Here is a 15,213-nt window from a genome sequence, read left to right on the forward strand (position 1 = left end):
CGGATTTATTTGGGGGATTGCTTTTTGCCGTAGGTCATGAACCGCCATGCTTTTTCCAGCGGGCCCATCTTAAAGAAGCGGAACCACAGGCTGCTGTAGACGAGCTGCACGATCATAATCAGGCAGGCGATGAGGACCACATTGACGGGAGATACCGTCTCCAGGCCCATGAGCGAGATGAACAACGATCCGATTAAGCTTTGGGCGACGTAATTCGTCAGCGCCATCTGGCCCACGCGTGCGAAGGGCTGAAGGATCGTCCGGGCTGGCCGGTGCTCAAGCAGCAAAAACAGTGAGGTCACATACAATAAGACTCCGGGAATGGCGCTCAAGGAAATGATGAGCTTCAGCTCATCCGTTCCATGCTGAGCCGCTGTCCAGATCCAGACCGACAACCCGGCAAAGATCGGCAAGGACCCAAGCTGCACCAAGCGAATCCGCTTTTTCAATTCTTCGATCCGTCTGATCCAGTCGGCCTTCGCCGCCAGGAACCCGGCCAAAAACATGATGAAGATTAAAGTCGTATCGGAGATCACAAAATCGACCACACTGGATAAAGGAACCGCGGCTCCCATTGCGAGCTTCGAGATGAGCGCAAGCAAATACACACCGGTGATTCCGCCAAGCCAATTGCGGATCGTCGTCACCTTGGCCCGGTAAAAGGGAAGCAGCAGCAGACCGATCAACGCGTACACGGGCAGGATGGTGCCCCAGAAGATAAAGGCATGAATAATGCCGATGAGGAGGAGCACCAGCAAGCGGCGGGTAAACCGCCAGAGCGGCTTGTCCCCCCGGCGCTCGGCGCGCGAGGCGAAGATGTAGAAGCCGACGCCGAACAGGAACGAGAAGATGGAGAAAAATTTCTTTTCCACGAACATGAGAATCAGGGTGTCGATCGCTTGATTGATTCCGGTATACTCCGGTATGATCATCCCTTCGGTGAGGACGATATATCCTTTGATGTTGATAAACAAGATTCCGAATAACGCAAGCCCCCGAATAATATCTAGGGCTACGATCCTTTCTTGTTGAGAGATGGATGGGTTCATATGGGTTGGCTCCTTACGATCGTTCGATTTATTGCAATTGCTGACTTGCTTTTCCCGGAAGCTCTTCTTTCGTTACTTCCTGGTAGGAGGTCACGCCTTTTCCGTCTTTCACAAACAAACTAAGGTACGCTTTCTCCCGAAGCTGTTTCGGGGCGGAGAACTTAAACGTCTTTTGCTGCCCGTTCTTGTCAAAAGCTGGCAGTTCGTATTCGTATCTGACCATGATTTCTCCGTTGTCGATTTTATCTTCAAGCTTCTTTCCTTGTCCTTGAACCTGCGTATAATACACATCCGCTCCTAAGCGGTTCAGATTGACGTTCTGTAGGAAGAACAAGCCTCCGAGTAAAAGAGCCGCGATGACGACGCAAGAAATGATTATTTTTTTCATAGTTCTCTCCCCTTCCCTGTTATGCATTCGATTTGGTTACAATTTTGTAGTAGGTATTGACGGTTAAGAAGTAATAAACGATGTACATGCAAGCGTAAGCGCCTATGCAGATCAAGACGGGAATCACCAGGTTCGTTTGAATGAGCCTGGATAAAGCAGTTAATGCGACGGCGCAATGCGCAATTCCCGCGATTAACGGCAGGGCGAAGACGAATAAGATTTGTTTGGCGATCGATTTGCGAATTTCTTTTTTGTTCACGCCGATCTTGTGCAGAATGATGTAACGGTCCTTATCCGCGTTGGCTTCCGTGAGCTGTTTAAAGTAAATGATGCTTCCCGTGGCGGCGAGAAAAACCAATCCCAGAAACCCGCCCATAAAAATGATTAATCCCGTGGATTCCATACCGGCGGCATAATCCGTGTAGAAGCTGGAAAAGTGCGCTTCCCGCGGCAGCATGGATTGAATCTCGCTCGTTAAGGACTTCGCATCGTCCTCGTGTGTAATCTTGTAAGCTTCCATATGAACGAGGGGAGCTTCTTTTTGTAATCTGGCAAAGACCTCGTCGCTAACGACGACCGTCGTATTCGCCGTCCGAAGATTGAGGACGTTATATTGCTTCAGGTTTGTGAAGGTAACGTTCTCCGCAAGCTCCTTCGCCTTCAAGGACACCGTCGAGCCTACATATTCAGGTGAGAGTCCTTCGTAATACCCTGCATCCAATACGGCTGCTTCTTGCCCTTTCAGCGACAGCGAATCTTTTCTTTGCTGAATTTCCGCCAGTTTGTTAAAAGCTGTATTGGAAATAAGGGTATAGCTCACAATATCGCTGGAAATTTTACTGTTAAGGCTCGTAATATCTACCTTCATTTGCAGAGCCGGAATGCGCTCATGATAAACAACCTCATGCTTCTGATCGCGCGAAATCCGGTCTTGGACTTCATTCGTTGTACGCTGGTCGTTCGCTATAAACATCATGCTGTTCGGATCGGCAAGCGCGACGCTGCTTCGGTTGTTGTAATAGAAGCTGTACGCCGTTCCGACGGCCGTCAGTGTCGTCGCGCTCAGGACGGCAATGATCGTTAACGTGCGGGCGTTTCCTTTCATGCGGTACAGAAGCTGGGAGGTGCTGATGAGTTGGACGCCGTTCCAAAATCTTTTTTTGTTTTTCCGGGCCATCTTCAACAGGTACACGATGAAGGTGCTGTACAGTAAATAAGTGCCTATGATTACGGTGACAACGATCACGAGAGGCGTCACCATGAAGCCCAATTTTCGCCAAACAGCGGACTCCAATATGTTTTGAAGCGCCAGCCAGTAGCCGATGCCAATGCAGAGTACGGCTAACAACGCCATCGCTAGGGAGGCTTTTGGCTCTTGCTCCCCTTCTTTGTCTGCCTGGAACAGCTCGATTAATTTGAACCGGTAAATCAATCGGTACCCGTGAAACGACGTAATGACGGTAATTACGGTGAATACGACGATTGTATTGATCACCGCTTGCGGCGAAATATGAAAATTCGCCATCGCGTCATAGCCCATGACCTTCATCAAAATCGTCACAAACCCTCGGGACAATAACGACCCGAGCAGGATGCCGATCACGAGGGCGAAGAGGCCCATCATCAAGTTTTCGTAGAACAACATCCGGCCGATTTGCTTCTTCCGCACGCCGAGCAGCGAGTATAGGCCGACTTCTTTTTTACGCTTGCGGGTGAAGAAGGCATTGGAGTACCAGATGAAAATGGCGACGAAAATCATCAAGACCGCCGAAGCCCCGGTAAAGGCGGAGCTGATTTTCGGCGAAGCGTCCGACGTGGCCAAGATCGTCGAATCGTATTTTAACGAAACGAACGTAAAGTAGATGACGATGCTGAAAATCATCGAAGCAAAGTACAGGAAGTAGTTGGTGAAGTTTTTCCGGATGTTTTTTCCGGCAAGCTGAATTAGCGTCATTTACCGCCCACCTCCAAGCGAAGCGAGGACATCCAATATTTTTTGGAAAAATTCCTGCCGCGATTGCTGGAGCTTATGAATTTCGGCGTACATTTTGCCGTCTTTAATAAATAAGATTCGCTTGCAGAAGCTTGCGGCAAACGCATCGTGCGTCACCATCATGATCGTCGATCGATGCCGTTCGTTGAGCATGGTCAGGCTTTCGAGTAGGCTGGTGGCCGATTTCGAATCCAATGCGCCCGTCGGCTCGTCCGCCAGAATTAAGCTTGGATTGGCAACAATGGCGCGCGACGCGGCTGTCCGCTGCTTCTGGCCCCCGGAGATGTGATAGGGATATTTATCGAGAATATCCCGGATGCCGAACGTATCGGCGATTTCATGGACGCGCGCTTCGATTTCCTTGGCCGGAACCTTCGATAAGGCAAGCGGAAGCAGGATGTTTTCCTTGACCGTCAGCGTATCGAGAAGGTTATAGTCCTGAAAAATAAAGCCGAGCTGATTGCGGCGGAAGTCCGACAATTGTTCCTCATTCATCTTCACGATATGTTGACCGGCGATGACGATTTCCCCGGACGACGGGGTATCGATGGTGGACAAAATATTGAGCAAGGTGGATTTCCCCGCCCCCGAAGGCCCCATGATGCCGATAAACTCGCTTTCCTTCACTTCCAGATCGATATCTTCCAGCGCTTTGTATTGATTTTCCTTCGTGCCGTATATTTTTTGAACGTTGCTTGCTTGTAAGATGGTTTTCATGAAGCAATCCTCCTTGTATCTCTACAAGAACGATTATAGTTCGCCGCACCTTACAGCGTTTTAATAGGAACCTTACAGGAACCTTAAAAAAGTAGGGGAATGGGAAAAAAGGCTTGTAAACAAGCTTTATTGAGCACGATCTTATGAAGGAATTTTTGGTAATTTGTCGAAAACAGTCTATCATGTCAAACTTCGACAAAAAAAGAATAGGCGGGTCAAGAAAAATGCGGAGATATTTTTTTATACTTATCATTTTCATGATGTCGGTCATGCTTGAGGATTCGCTGCGAACGGCTCATGCGGAAGAACAGCGGATCGAGGTCATCCTGGACGGAGAACGAATGACATTTCCTGCGGACCCGGTGCTCATCGACGGCTCGGTATTCGTCCCTATGCGCACTTTGTTCGAGAACCTCGGGTATAGTGTAGAATGGTTTCCGGAAAAGCAGGTCATTTCCGCAGAAAAACAAGGCAAAACACTCAGTATGGGAATAGATTGGCCCTATGCGTCTTTGGACAATAAACAAATGATTCCCTTGTCCTTGCCGCCGCGCTTGATCGATGGCGACACCTATGTGCCTTTGCGGTTTGTCGGTGAAGTTTCGGGCAAGCATGTAAAGTGGGACGCCGCATCGAAAACGGTATTCATTCAAAATATTACAGACGAAACGCTCGGGGAGGCGCTGAGCGACATGCTCAAGCCGGATTGGTACGAAGAGCAAGGTGTGCTTCCCTACCGTAGTCTGACGATGGACTTTGACAAACAAAGACGCTTGATCACGTTTACGATTGAGCTAAATGACGGTCGTCTGAAGTCCGGCTCCTCCGCAGGGGTGAGCCATCCGTTTGCTCAGTACATATCCCTCGCCGAAAAACGCTTGCCCAAAACAGCGATGTCTTTGCATCGAAAAGTATCAAAATGGGCGAAGGAAGTACACATTCGAGTCGTGTATGAGAACCACTTGCTTCAGCAATATTCGGTCCCCAATCCCAATGAGGTGAACGAGCCTGATCCTGGTTTTGTCGTCGAAGCGAACGGCGCCGGCCAAATCGAGCTAAAGTATTTTAACGAAGAAGGAAGATGGCTCAGCCTCTCTCCTCCCGCAGGCATGGATCTGAGTGAGGAGTCCAAGATTGCTTCGACGGTCGCAACCCACCTGAAGGCGATTCGTGAGGGAGATGCCGGCCTCTACCTGAACACGATCAGCGATACAAGCGACCAGAAGGCTGCTAAGGCTAACGCCGACTATCTCCAGGCGCATCCAATAGACGTCACGCCAGAGAAGATGGCTTTTCTTCACATGACCGATCGAATGGCAATCGTTACCGTTTCAGAGCAGTACCGGATCGGTTCAAAACTGCGAAAGCACGAGCTGTATTATGTGCTGGTCCGGACGACCGAAGGCGACTGGAAGATGGAAGGGAATGACTTCTCCCAGCTTGACCCCTACTGGGATGGTGCAATTTCCAAAGACGGCTATGAACTTGAACCCTTTACCGATAAGGACAAAAGCGAGGTTCGTAAACTGCTTGAGGCAAGGTTATCCGCCATGGATGCCAAGGATATGAAAGCCTTTGAAGCAACCTACGACCCTGCTTCCCTGAACTCCAGGAGAATCGAAATGACCGAACAGTTTAAAAAAGCCGATCTGGAGTACCAACTGTTCCCTGAGGACTTTACTTTTCTCGGAACAAACACAGTGCCAATCAACCTTTTGGCCAGCACGGACACTATCCGAGTGTATTATGTGGTGGGGCATGTGCTGCACAAGAAAAAACCGTCAGATACTTCGTATTTTCGGAACCAGCATCGGTTTGTGTTGTATACGCTGAGCAAGAAGGACGGCCGGTTCTACGTGTGGGAAACATTGGGGCTCGGAGTTCGCTACGCCAGCATGTATTCTCTGGAATCCATGGCACGTTTGTTGGATCCGAATTACAATCCGTTGAAAGGGCACGAGATCAAGTAAACGACGCAAGGATACGTCGGCAAGCCTAAGTTATTTTGCATCATGTCGGTAACGCAAAAGAGGGTGTTCCAAAAGCTATGAAAATGGCTGAGGGGCACCCTCTTTTGTGTCGAAGAAGTGAAAAAATTAATTTAATTGTAAATATTTAACCTTAGAATAATATTCCATTAATCTAATTTTAATAACACGGCGCTAGAATGATCTTGTTTCACAGGAAAAACATTCCAATCAGGCTCGACATCACACAAGGAGGATGGACTATGAAACTCTCGCTTCGAGAGCAGGAGAAATTAATGATTGTGGTAGCGGCCGACTTGGCAAGGCGCCGGAAGGAGAGAGGGCTCAAGCTGAATTATCCCGAAGCGGTCGCGTTGATCACTTATGAAATTCTGGAAGGAGCGCGGGACGGGAAAACCGTTGCGCAGCTTATGAGAGAGGGCACGAAGGTGCTATCGCGTGAGGATGTTATGGAAGGTGTTCCCGAAATGATCCATGACGTGCAAGTGGAAGCCACATTCCCGGACGGGACGAAGCTTGTAACGGTTCATGAACCGATCAAATAGTTTTATCTGAATCTAACCATCCATCATTCGGAAGAGAAGGAGAATTGGATATGATCCCAGGGGAATATATTTTGCGGAATGACGACATCGTTTGCAACGCGGGAAAAAAGAGTATCGCCCTCGAGGTGCTTAATACAGGGGATCGTCCTATTCAGGTAGGCTCTCATTACCATTTCTATGAAGTAAACACAGCTCTCACATTCGATCGGGAAGCTGCCTTTGGCATGCGGCTGAACATCCCGGCCGGTGCAGCCGTGCGCTTCGAGCCCGGCGATTCAAAAACGATAGAGCTGATCCCCTTTGCCGGAGAACGCCGTGTGTATGGCTTCAATAACAAAACCGAAGGCTCAGTGAACAGATAGACGTACGCGGTCAGCATCGCACAGTTTACAGCAGAAATATAAGGGAGGAACAATCATGAGTTTCAGTATGTCAAGAAGACAATATGCAGATATGTACGGACCGACAACTGGAGATGCCGTCCGTTTGGCGGATACAGAGCTGTTCATTGAGATCGAAAAAGATTATACACAGTACGGGGAAGAAGCCAAATTTGGTGGCGGGAAGTCGATACGCGACGGTATGGGACAGCATCCGCTGGCTGTACGCGCAGAAGGGGTTATGGATGTCGTCATAACCAATGCGATTATCGTGGACTATACCGGGATCTATAAAGCGGATATTGGCATCCGCGACGGGAAAATTGCCGGAATCGGCAAAAGCGGCAACCCCTTGGTGATGGATGGTGTGGACCTTATTATCGGCGCAGGGACCGAAATCATTGCCGGGGAGGGCAAAATCGTAACGGCAGGCGGCATCGATACCCATGTCCACTTTATTAACCCGATGCAAGTCGAAGCTGCCCTAACCTCCGGTCTGACTACGCTGATCGGCGGAGGGACAGGCCCTGCGGAAGGAACGAAGGCGACGACGTGCACACCCGGAGAGTGGAACATCTATCGTATGCTTGAAGCTGCAGAAGGTCTCCCGATCAATGTCGGCTTCTTGGGCAAAGGGAACGGATCAGCCGAAGAGCCGCTGGCCGAGCAGGTGCGTGCCGGAGCGATCGGCTTGAAAATCCATGAAGACTGGGGTGCAACGGCCTCGACCATCGATCATGCGCTGCGTGTCGCAGACGAATATGATGTTCAGGTGGCGATCCATACCGATACGCTGAATGAGTTCGGCTTTGTCGAGGATACGATTGCTGCGATTCATGGCCGTGTCATCCATACCTTCCATACGGAAGGTGCCGGAGGCGGACATGCCCCGGATATTATCAAGATGGCGGGCTACGCCAATGTCCTTCCCGCCTCAACCAATCCGACCCGTCCGTTCACGGTCAATACGATCGACGAGCATCTGGATATGCTGATGGTCTGCCATCATCTAAGCCCCAAGGTGCCTGAAGATATCGCCTTCGCCGATTCGCGTATCCGCAGAGAGACGATCGCTGCCGAAGATATATTGCACGATCTTGGCATTATCAGCATTATGAGCTCCGATTCTCAGGCGATGGGCCGGGTAGCGGAAGTCATTATGCGGACCTGGCAGACCGCCGACAAAATGAAGAAGCAAAGAGGCAAGCTGCAGGGAGATGCCGGCGTTGGCGATAACGAGCGGGTCAAGCGGTATATAGCCAAATATACAATTAACCCTGCTATCGCTCAGGGGATCGGCAGCTATGTAGGTTCCGTCGAAGCAGGTAAAATTGCGGACCTCGTATTTTGGGAACCGGCCTTTTTCGGGGTGAAGCCGGAGATGGTCATGAAGAACGGCATGGTCGTCCACAGCTTGATGGGAGACGCTAATGCCTCCATTCCGACGCCGCAGCCGATTTTATACCGTCCCATGTTTGCGTCCTACGGCAAAGCGCTGCAAAGCAGCTCCATCACCTTTGTGTCCCAGGCAGCCTATGATCTTGGCGTTCATGAAAAGCTGGGCTTGCAAAAAATGGTGCTGCCGGTTCACGGCATTCGCCATGTAAGCAAAAAAGATATGAAGCATAACGCTGAAACGCCGGAGATCACGGTGGATGCGCAAACGTATGAAGTGCGCGTGGACGGTGAGCTGTTGACCTGCGAGCCCGTTGATGTTGTGCCGATGGCACAGCGCTATTTCCTATTCTGAGGTGAACCCGATGATTATTGAACAAGTTGTAACCCATGTTGATCAGCTAAGCAGCGAAGAGCTGAAGAAGCGTCATATTGAAAAAGTATATCTGGAAAGCAGCGATCTGGTAAAAAGAATCCAACGAGTGACAACCGACCATGGCAAGGAGCTGGGCATTCGCTTGAAGGAAGCGAAAGACCTCGTAGCCGGGGACATTCTGTACATGGATGATCATAACCTCATCATGATCGATGTGGTTCCGGATGATCTTCTTGTCATCCGTCCGCGGACACTGCAGGAGATGGGCGATATTGCCCATAAGCTTGGCAACCGCCATCTGCCGGCTCAATTCGAAGGAGATGCGATGCTGATCCAATATGATTATCTGGTGGAAGAGCTTCTGCAGGAGGTGGGCATTCCATTTTCCCGCGAGAAGACGCAGGTCAAGCGGGCATTCCGCCATATCGGCCACAGCCATGGATAAGCAATGGCTCACTTTGCTTCAATGGTGTGACTCGAATTTGCCGACCGGGGCGTTCAGTCATTCCTTCGGGCTGGAAACGTATATGCAGGAAGGCAAGGTTACGGACAAACACAGCTTCAAAAAGTGGCTTGAAGTCTATATTCGGGAGCAGCTCATCTACTCAGATGGGCTGGCTTTCCGCCTTGTATCCGAAGCGCTTCAGGCGGGCGAGCCGGAGAAGGTCTGGGAGATTGACCGCATCCTGTTCGCCCAGCTTCTTCCGAAGGAGGTTCGAGAGGCGAGCCAGCGAATGGGCGAGCGGATGCTGAAGCTTGGCAACGATCTGTACCGGTCGCCACTTCTGGCTGACTACCAGCAGCGGGTCCGGGCACGGCTTTCCTTCGGTCATCCGGCTATTGTGTTCGCTCTGCTAGCAAGGCATTTTGAAATTTCGCCATCCCAGGCGCTGCTGTCTTACTTATTCTCATGCACGACAAGTTTAATTCAAAATGGCGTCAGAGGCATTCCGCTTGGGCAAACCGACGGGCAGCAGCTCATTCATGAGCTTCAGGAAGAACTGATCCAGGCGGTCGACAGAATCGGACAATTAGAGCCGGACGATCTGGGCATCGCATCTCCGGGCCTTGAATGCTCCCAAATGATCCATGAGCGTCTGCACGTGCGATTGTTTATGTCCTAGAGACATCGCCAGTTACATCATACCATCACAGAAAGCAGGGAACGGATATGAAAGCAATCAGAATCGGAGTCGGCGGTCCTGTCGGCGCCGGAAAAACCATGCTTGTCGAGAAATTAACCCGTTACATGAGCGAAGACATTAGCATGGCTGTCGTCACCAACGATATTTACACCAAGGAAGATGCGAAATTCCTGATGGAAAACGGCGTACTGCCGACAGACCGGATCATTGGCGTGGAGACAGGAGGCTGCCCGCATACCGCGATCCGGGAAGATGCGTCGATGAACTTCGCGGCCATTGATGAGCTTGTGAACCGGCATCCGGACGTTCAGCTTATATTCGTGGAAAGCGGCGGCGATAACCTGGCGGCTACGTTCAGCCCTGAGCTGGTAGACTTCTCCATCTATATTATCGACGTGGCGCAAGGCGAGAAAATTCCGCGTAAAGGCGGACAGGGCATGATCAAATCCGATCTGTTCATTATCAATAAGATTGATTTGGCGCCTTATGTCGGCGCAAGCCTGGAAGTGATGGCTAAGGACACCCATACGTTCCGGGGGAACAAGCCGTTTGTATTCACCAATCTGAAGGACAATAAGGGCCTCGACGAAGTAATCCAATGGATCAAGGACAATGCCATGCTGGCAGGCTTGGAGTAACCATGGAATGGACGGGATATCTGCGGCTGGCGGTTGCACCTAAGCAAGGGAAGACCATAGCGACGGATTTGTACTATGAAAATGCATTCAAGCTGACTCGCCCACTGTATCCCGATGAATCCGGACAGCCGCATTACTATATTTTAAACCCGGGCGGCGGGTATGTGGACGGTGACCGGTACAAGCTGGATATCGAGCTCGCCGAAGACGCCAGACTGCTGCTCACGACCCAATCGTCGACCAAAGTATACAAGACCCGAAATACGGCGCCGGTTCAGGATATGGAGATCAGGATGAAAAAGGGCAGCTTCCTGGAATATGTGCCCGATCCGCTGATTGCTTACCGGCATGCACAGTACAAGCAAAAGACAACGATTCGGATGGAGCGGGGCTCAACGCTCATCTTCAGTGATATCGTGACACCGGGATGGTCGCCGGATGGCGAATTATTCAGCTACGACAGGCTGAGATTGAAGACGGAAATTTATGTAGACGGCGATCTGGCCGTTTACGATCAGGTGAGACTGGCTCCTTCGGAGCAAGACTTGACAGGCATTGGTTTGCTGGAGGGTTATACTCATTTCGGGTCGCTGATCGTCGTTGGTGAGCAGATGACTTCGGATTTTCTGGATCAGCTCTATGAGGCCATGGACGCCGGGACAGCGCCGTGCAGAATGGGGCTGTCCATGCTGCCCGTCCCTGGATTTTCGGTGCGTGTACTCGCTTCGTCCACACAGGATATTGAGCGGTTATTTGCAGCCTGCCAAAGGCTGGTTCGTGAGCAATGGCTGGGGCTTAAGCCTGTATTTCTCAGAAAATATTAAATTGACGCCTGAGGAGCCGTGAAATGATGTTGCTACGACGTACACTAACGGGCAAACCCTGGATGAAATATTTTGGGAGCGTTGCGGGGCTTCATGTCATCGGAATTGCATTCCTGCTCGTCACCATTCCGCATCACCCCGCCATGCTGGGACTTGGCGTATTAGCCTATACCCTTGGGCTTCGTCATGCCTTTGATGCGGATCATATCGTGGCGATTGATAACACGGTTCGCAAGCTTATTGAGCAAAAGAGGGACCCGGAAGGCGTAGGCTTTTATTTTTCGCTTGGCCACTCTACCGTCGTCCTGTTGTTAACTGTCGGGGTTGTCGTCTCCATGAACTGGGTAAAAAGCAATCTGCCGATGATGGAGCAATGGGGAGGCGTGATCGGCTCAACCGTCTCCGGCATATTTCTGCTGCTGATCGGGCTCATCAACTTGTTCATTCTGGTGCATATGTACCGGGTGTTCAGACAGCTGAAACAGATGCCCGGCCAGGAAGAGAAGCTGGAGGAACTTCTGGATTCCAGAGGCTTCATAGCTCGCTTGACCGGTCCTCTGTTCAAACTGGTTGGCCGCAGCTGGCATATTTATTTTATTGGCTTCCTGTTTGGCCTGGGCTTCGATACGGCATCGGAGATCGGGCTGCTCGCCATGTCCCAGAAATGCGGCCAGCAGTTCCATTTCGTGGATCGGCGTCCTGTCGCTGCCGATTTTATTTGCCTCCGGCATGAGCTTGATGGATACGGCGGACGGCGTGTTTATGACGTCCAGCTACCAATGGGCTTTTAACAAGCCGATCCGCAAAATGTATTATAACCTGACGGTTACGGCTATGTCCGTTATTGCCGCCCTGTTCGTTGCATTCGTTGAAATTATGCAAACCTCGGCGGAACAGTTCAGCCTGGAGGGCGCTTTCTGGAGCTATATGCAAAATCTGGATCTGGGCTCGGTCGGTTATATTCTGGTCGTCCTCTTCATTCTGACATGGTCGGTCTCGTATGGAATATGGCGGGTATTCCGAATTGAGGAGAAGTGGGGTTAGAAAGGAGGAATTACTATTCTGAACAGACAACTTCAGGATGATGCGCTAAATCTGAAATGGAACCCAGTTCCTTTTATCCTTGCATCCTTAAAGGGTGTCTCCCAAGTGATCCTGATCGAGAATGCCTGGACAGGCCTCATTATTGTCATCGCCTTGGCGACGGTACATGTCAAGCTGGGCGTGATCGCCCTGCTGTCCGCCATGATCGGCACCTTGGTCGGCTATGTGGGCGGGGCGGACAAATCGGCCGTTCATCAGGGATTGTTCGGATTTAATGCCGTTCTGACCGGGCTTGGCTTATCCACCTTCCTAACGGTAAATCTCCCCACGGTTCTGGGGGCAGCCGCTCTCGGCACGTTATGTACGGCTGCATTCATGCATTTGTTCAAGCGTACCAACATACCGGTCCTTACCTTCCCGTATACGGTGGTGACTTGGCTCTTCCTGCTGGCATCGTATCATTTGAATGCGCTCCGGCTTGACCCGGGGCTGATTCCCCAAGATCTTGCCCACTGGCATATGAACACCGCCGGGAAGATTGATCTGGCTTCGGGCTTGCTCAACGGAATTGATCAGGTCTATTTCCAGACGGGCTTCTTGTCCGGAATTCTCATTCTCCTTGGAGTATTTTGGGCAAATTGGCGCTTGGGGCTAATGGCGGTCATGGGGACCGCCATCGCCTGGCTGACGGCTGACTTGATGGGAGCGGAAATTACGAATCTGAACCTCGGGATATTCGGGTATAACGCGGTTTTGACGATGATGGCGGTATCCTCTGTATTTCACACCAGGGAGCGCCCGGCGCTGCTGGTTGGCCTATTGGCTGCGGTCAGTACCGTACCCGTGACGGCTGGATTGAATACGTGGTTTCAGGCGTATGGGATGCCGACCCTGACGCTGCCTTTTGTTATTGTGACTTGGATTTTTCTCGGCGCCCGGCAGGTGCTGCCGAAATTATAACGGGACGGAAAAGCTCGGCAACAGACACTTGATGCAAAGGGTGCTGTTGCCGGGCTTTTCCTCTGTCTTAAAAGCCCCCAACGTATTTATCTCTTTCGTCGGCACCGATTACATGCTTGTACAACCGTAATTCTAGTCACCGAAGAATTTACAATCACAAAACCTCTGAATATATCCAAAAATGGAGAAAAAGCAACCATTATCGGTGTTCCCATTGCAACCTCGACAGGTTGTGGATTTAGCATATGGAGACGAGCTTACACTCTTGAAAACCCTGCAAACTTCGTATCGTAAATCTTAGATTATTGTATAGCATCGCCATTTGTTGAACCAAATATACATGCATAATTTATGCATCTTATATGGAGTCACATCGGAAGAGATTGATACAGAAATAACCATCTTTCCCAAGCTTGCGTGGGCAAAATATAGGTACGAAGAAAAGACCTCGGAAATTGACTTCGAGGCCTTTTCTTCGTATATTATCTTTCTCCATAAACCTTTGTTTGCATTAATTATATGCGAACAAAATGCGAACACGCAACCGGAAAATATCTTGACCCAATCAATGCCAAATCTTATTATCAAACATGTAAGCATTTACGAAAATACCAAGTTAAAGGAGACACGAAAAATGAGAAAATTGGGTCTTTATTGTTTAATGGCTGCAATGACAATATCCATTACAGCTTGCGGTAAATCTGAACCGGCAAGCACGGCACCTGCACCAATAACCCAGTCTGAACCAAAAAAAGAGCCTGAACAAAAGGCCCCAGTACCGCAAAAGGAGCCTGAACAAAAAGCTCCAGATTGGAAAAGCAGCATTGAGGAAATTGCAAAGTCTGACAAGACCCCAACGGAAAAATTTGACTCCGTTTCTTCTCTTGCCAAAAACTACAAACCGACGGATAAAGAGCTTAAGGATTTTGAATCGTATATCATAAATGAATACAAGAACAAAAAATATTTAAGCGACGTTAAAAATCATGTTTATATGTTGTCTAATATTTTTCAGGCTACAGTGGTCGAAAGGCATTATGATGACAAAGACAAAAAACCGATCGATGCATTCGCTCTCGACTTCATCCAAAACTCAAAATATACATACCGGGGAGCTGAAAAGGTAGATAGCGACTCTGTAAAGAAGAATGAGAAGCAAATGGACAAGGCACTCACACAAATAAAATAGCCAATAGCTAATGGATAGTTAAAATTTTTACCAAAATTGACATCTTAGAAGGTGGCTTAGACACATGAACCGATACCGTTTTGAAATCAGTGCGAATGGATTCCCATTAAAGAATCATTTTAGTTATCATGAAAATAGCGGACTTGAATACTGCAAAAAATGAATGACTAGATTTCAAAAGCAGGTCGCAAATGTGCCAATCAAAATTGTTATATATGAACGGGAGAAAAAAAAGAACATTTGGGAATATTCTGGAGAGCCTTATTTGTATAAAAAGACTTTGATTAGAAAGCCTTTGGTCAAGAAAAACAATACAGAAGAAAAATAGCAGCGAGGGCATCCCTCCTGCTATTTTTTTGTCACGTTGGACTCCTTTTTATGGTGTTTAGCAACCGCCCCATCTATAGGTTGTAATTCCTAATTATTTGACTAACCCATGATTGTGAAACACCTAAGATTTCGGCTATTTTTTTCTGTGAAGCTCCGGGGTTTTCTTTCATCACTTGATGGAGACGATCTAAGACTTCCTTCCTTCTTTTGGTGATTCTTTTCTTTTTTGTCCCGGTGACATGTTTCTCGTCG

At 49.5% G+C, this 15,213-nt stretch carries 16 protein-coding genes and 1 pseudogene; 12 read left to right on the top strand and 5 right to left on the bottom strand.

Translation table 11 applies throughout. From position 1 onward, the window contains the following. Positions 1-5: 5 nt before the first annotated feature. The 4 genes from NI000_RS15840 to NI000_RS15855 are packed head-to-tail and all read right to left on the bottom strand — an operon-like array spanning position 6 to position 4,147. The gene (locus NI000_RS15840; protein ID WP_253412086.1) at positions 6-1,049 is read right to left on the bottom strand and encodes a DUF418 domain-containing protein; all 1,044 of its coding nucleotides are present in this window, start codon (positions 1,047-1,049) and stop codon (positions 6-8) included. Positions 1,050-1,077: 28 nt separating this feature from the next. Next, positions 1,078-1,437 (bottom strand): YxeA family protein, encoded by a 360-nt coding sequence (locus tag NI000_RS15845; protein ID WP_253412088.1) that lies wholly within the window; start codon positions 1,435-1,437, stop codon positions 1,078-1,080. Positions 1,438-1,456: 19 nt separating this feature from the next. Beyond that, positions 1,457-3,391 carry an ABC transporter permease gene (locus NI000_RS15850; RefSeq protein WP_253412090.1) on the bottom strand — a complete coding sequence of 645 codons (1,935 nt, stop codon included), beginning with the start codon at positions 3,389-3,391 and terminating at the stop codon, positions 1,457-1,459. After that, the gene (locus NI000_RS15855) at positions 3,392-4,147 is read right to left on the bottom strand and encodes an ABC transporter ATP-binding protein (protein WP_253412092.1); all 756 of its coding nucleotides are present in this window, start codon (positions 4,145-4,147) and stop codon (positions 3,392-3,394) included. Between the two features lie 257 nt (positions 4,148-4,404). On the opposite strand from NI000_RS15855, the gene NI000_RS15860 reads away from it, so the two are divergent. The 12 genes and pseudogenes from NI000_RS15860 to NI000_RS15915 all read left to right on the top strand — a co-directional run bounded on the left by NI000_RS15860 (position 4,405) and on the right by NI000_RS15915 (position 14,959). Further along, positions 4,405-6,117: a copper amine oxidase N-terminal domain-containing protein gene (locus tag NI000_RS15860; protein WP_253412094.1), complete on the top strand. Its 1,713-nt coding sequence runs from the start codon at positions 4,405-4,407 to the stop codon at positions 6,115-6,117. 260 nt (positions 6,118-6,377) lie between these two features. Further along, on the top strand, positions 6,378-6,680 hold the full coding sequence (locus tag NI000_RS15865; protein WP_253412096.1) for an urease subunit gamma: 303 nt from the start codon (positions 6,378-6,380) through the stop codon (positions 6,678-6,680). 50 nt (positions 6,681-6,730) lie between these two features. Continuing rightward, on the top strand, positions 6,731-7,042 hold the full coding sequence (locus NI000_RS15870) for an urease subunit beta (RefSeq protein ID WP_253412098.1): 312 nt from the start codon (positions 6,731-6,733) through the stop codon (positions 7,040-7,042). A 55-nt stretch (positions 7,043-7,097) separates the two neighbouring features. Further along, positions 7,098-8,810 carry an urease subunit alpha gene (gene ureC / locus NI000_RS15875; RefSeq protein WP_253412100.1) on the top strand — a complete coding sequence of 571 codons (1,713 nt, stop codon included), beginning with the start codon at positions 7,098-7,100 and terminating at the stop codon, positions 8,808-8,810. A gap of 10 nt (positions 8,811-8,820) precedes the next feature. Further along, positions 8,821-9,276, top strand: coding sequence for an urease accessory protein UreE (gene ureE, locus NI000_RS15880; RefSeq protein ID WP_253412102.1), 456 nt, complete (start codon positions 8,821-8,823; stop codon positions 9,274-9,276). After that, positions 9,269-9,955 carry an urease accessory protein UreF gene (locus tag NI000_RS15885; protein ID WP_253412104.1) on the top strand — a complete coding sequence of 229 codons (687 nt, stop codon included), beginning with the start codon at positions 9,269-9,271 and terminating at the stop codon, positions 9,953-9,955. The genes ureE and NI000_RS15885 overlap by 8 nt, the downstream gene beginning before the upstream one ends. A gap of 47 nt (positions 9,956-10,002) precedes the next feature. Further along, a complete protein-coding gene (ureG, locus tag NI000_RS15890; RefSeq protein WP_253412106.1) occupies positions 10,003-10,614 on the top strand; it encodes an urease accessory protein UreG in 612 nt (203 codons plus the stop codon). 2 nt (positions 10,615-10,616) lie between these two features. Further along, positions 10,617-11,438: an urease accessory protein UreD gene (locus NI000_RS15895; RefSeq protein ID WP_253412108.1), complete on the top strand. Its 822-nt coding sequence runs from the start codon at positions 10,617-10,619 to the stop codon at positions 11,436-11,438. Between the two features lie 23 nt (positions 11,439-11,461). Beyond that, positions 11,462-12,482, top strand: a pseudogene (locus NI000_RS15900) (HoxN/HupN/NixA family nickel/cobalt transporter). Between the two features lie 75 nt (positions 12,483-12,557). Further along, the gene (locus NI000_RS15905; RefSeq protein WP_309247903.1) at positions 12,558-13,442 is read left to right on the top strand and encodes an urea transporter; all 885 of its coding nucleotides are present in this window, start codon (positions 12,558-12,560) and stop codon (positions 13,440-13,442) included. A 634-nt stretch (positions 13,443-14,076) separates the two neighbouring features. Next, positions 14,077-14,631: a hypothetical protein gene (locus tag NI000_RS15910; protein WP_253412112.1), complete on the top strand. Its 555-nt coding sequence runs from the start codon at positions 14,077-14,079 to the stop codon at positions 14,629-14,631. A gap of 163 nt (positions 14,632-14,794) precedes the next feature. Then, positions 14,795-14,959 carry a hypothetical protein gene (locus NI000_RS15915; protein ID WP_253412114.1) on the top strand — a complete coding sequence of 55 codons (165 nt, stop codon included), beginning with the start codon at positions 14,795-14,797 and terminating at the stop codon, positions 14,957-14,959. Between the two features lie 73 nt (positions 14,960-15,032). Here the strand turns inward: NI000_RS15915 and NI000_RS15920 are convergent. Continuing rightward, the coding region (locus tag NI000_RS15920) for a helix-turn-helix domain-containing protein (protein WP_253412116.1) at positions 15,033-15,213 on the bottom strand (181 nt) is incomplete at its 5' end.

The organism is Paenibacillus tyrphae (genome assembly GCF_024158745.1).
Classification (GTDB): Bacteria; Bacillota; Bacilli; order Paenibacillales; family NBRC-103111; genus Paenibacillus_G; species Paenibacillus_G tyrfis_A.

Excerpts from the sequence above, each read along its gene's own strand:
- NI000_RS15840 (WP_253412086.1), bottom strand. The coding sequence starts at position 1,049 with ATGAACCCATCCATCTCTCAACAAGAAAGGATCGTAGCCCTAGATATT.
- NI000_RS15845 (WP_253412088.1), bottom strand. The coding sequence starts at position 1,437 with ATGAAAAAAATAATCATTTCTTGCGTCGTCATCGCGGCTCTTTTACTC.
- NI000_RS15850 (WP_253412090.1), bottom strand. The coding sequence starts at position 3,391 with ATGACGCTAATTCAGCTTGCCGGAAAAAACATCCGGAAAAACTTCACC.
- NI000_RS15855 (WP_253412092.1), bottom strand. The coding sequence starts at position 4,147 with ATGAAAACCATCTTACAAGCAAGCAACGTTCAAAAAATATACGGCACG.
- NI000_RS15860 (WP_253412094.1), top strand. The coding sequence starts at position 4,405 with ATGATGTCGGTCATGCTTGAGGATTCGCTGCGAACGGCTCATGCGGAA.
- NI000_RS15865 (WP_253412096.1), top strand. The coding sequence starts at position 6,378 with ATGAAACTCTCGCTTCGAGAGCAGGAGAAATTAATGATTGTGGTAGCG.
- NI000_RS15870 (WP_253412098.1), top strand. The coding sequence starts at position 6,731 with ATGATCCCAGGGGAATATATTTTGCGGAATGACGACATCGTTTGCAAC.
- ureC (WP_253412100.1), top strand. The coding sequence starts at position 7,098 with ATGAGTTTCAGTATGTCAAGAAGACAATATGCAGATATGTACGGACCG.
- ureE (WP_253412102.1), top strand. The coding sequence starts at position 8,821 with ATGATTATTGAACAAGTTGTAACCCATGTTGATCAGCTAAGCAGCGAA.
- NI000_RS15885 (WP_253412104.1), top strand. The coding sequence starts at position 9,269 with ATGGATAAGCAATGGCTCACTTTGCTTCAATGGTGTGACTCGAATTTG.
- ureG (WP_253412106.1), top strand. The coding sequence starts at position 10,003 with ATGAAAGCAATCAGAATCGGAGTCGGCGGTCCTGTCGGCGCCGGAAAA.
- NI000_RS15895 (WP_253412108.1), top strand. The coding sequence starts at position 10,617 with ATGGAATGGACGGGATATCTGCGGCTGGCGGTTGCACCTAAGCAAGGG.
- NI000_RS15910 (WP_253412112.1), top strand. The coding sequence starts at position 14,077 with ATGAGAAAATTGGGTCTTTATTGTTTAATGGCTGCAATGACAATATCC.
- NI000_RS15915 (WP_253412114.1), top strand. The coding sequence starts at position 14,795 with ATGACTAGATTTCAAAAGCAGGTCGCAAATGTGCCAATCAAAATTGTT.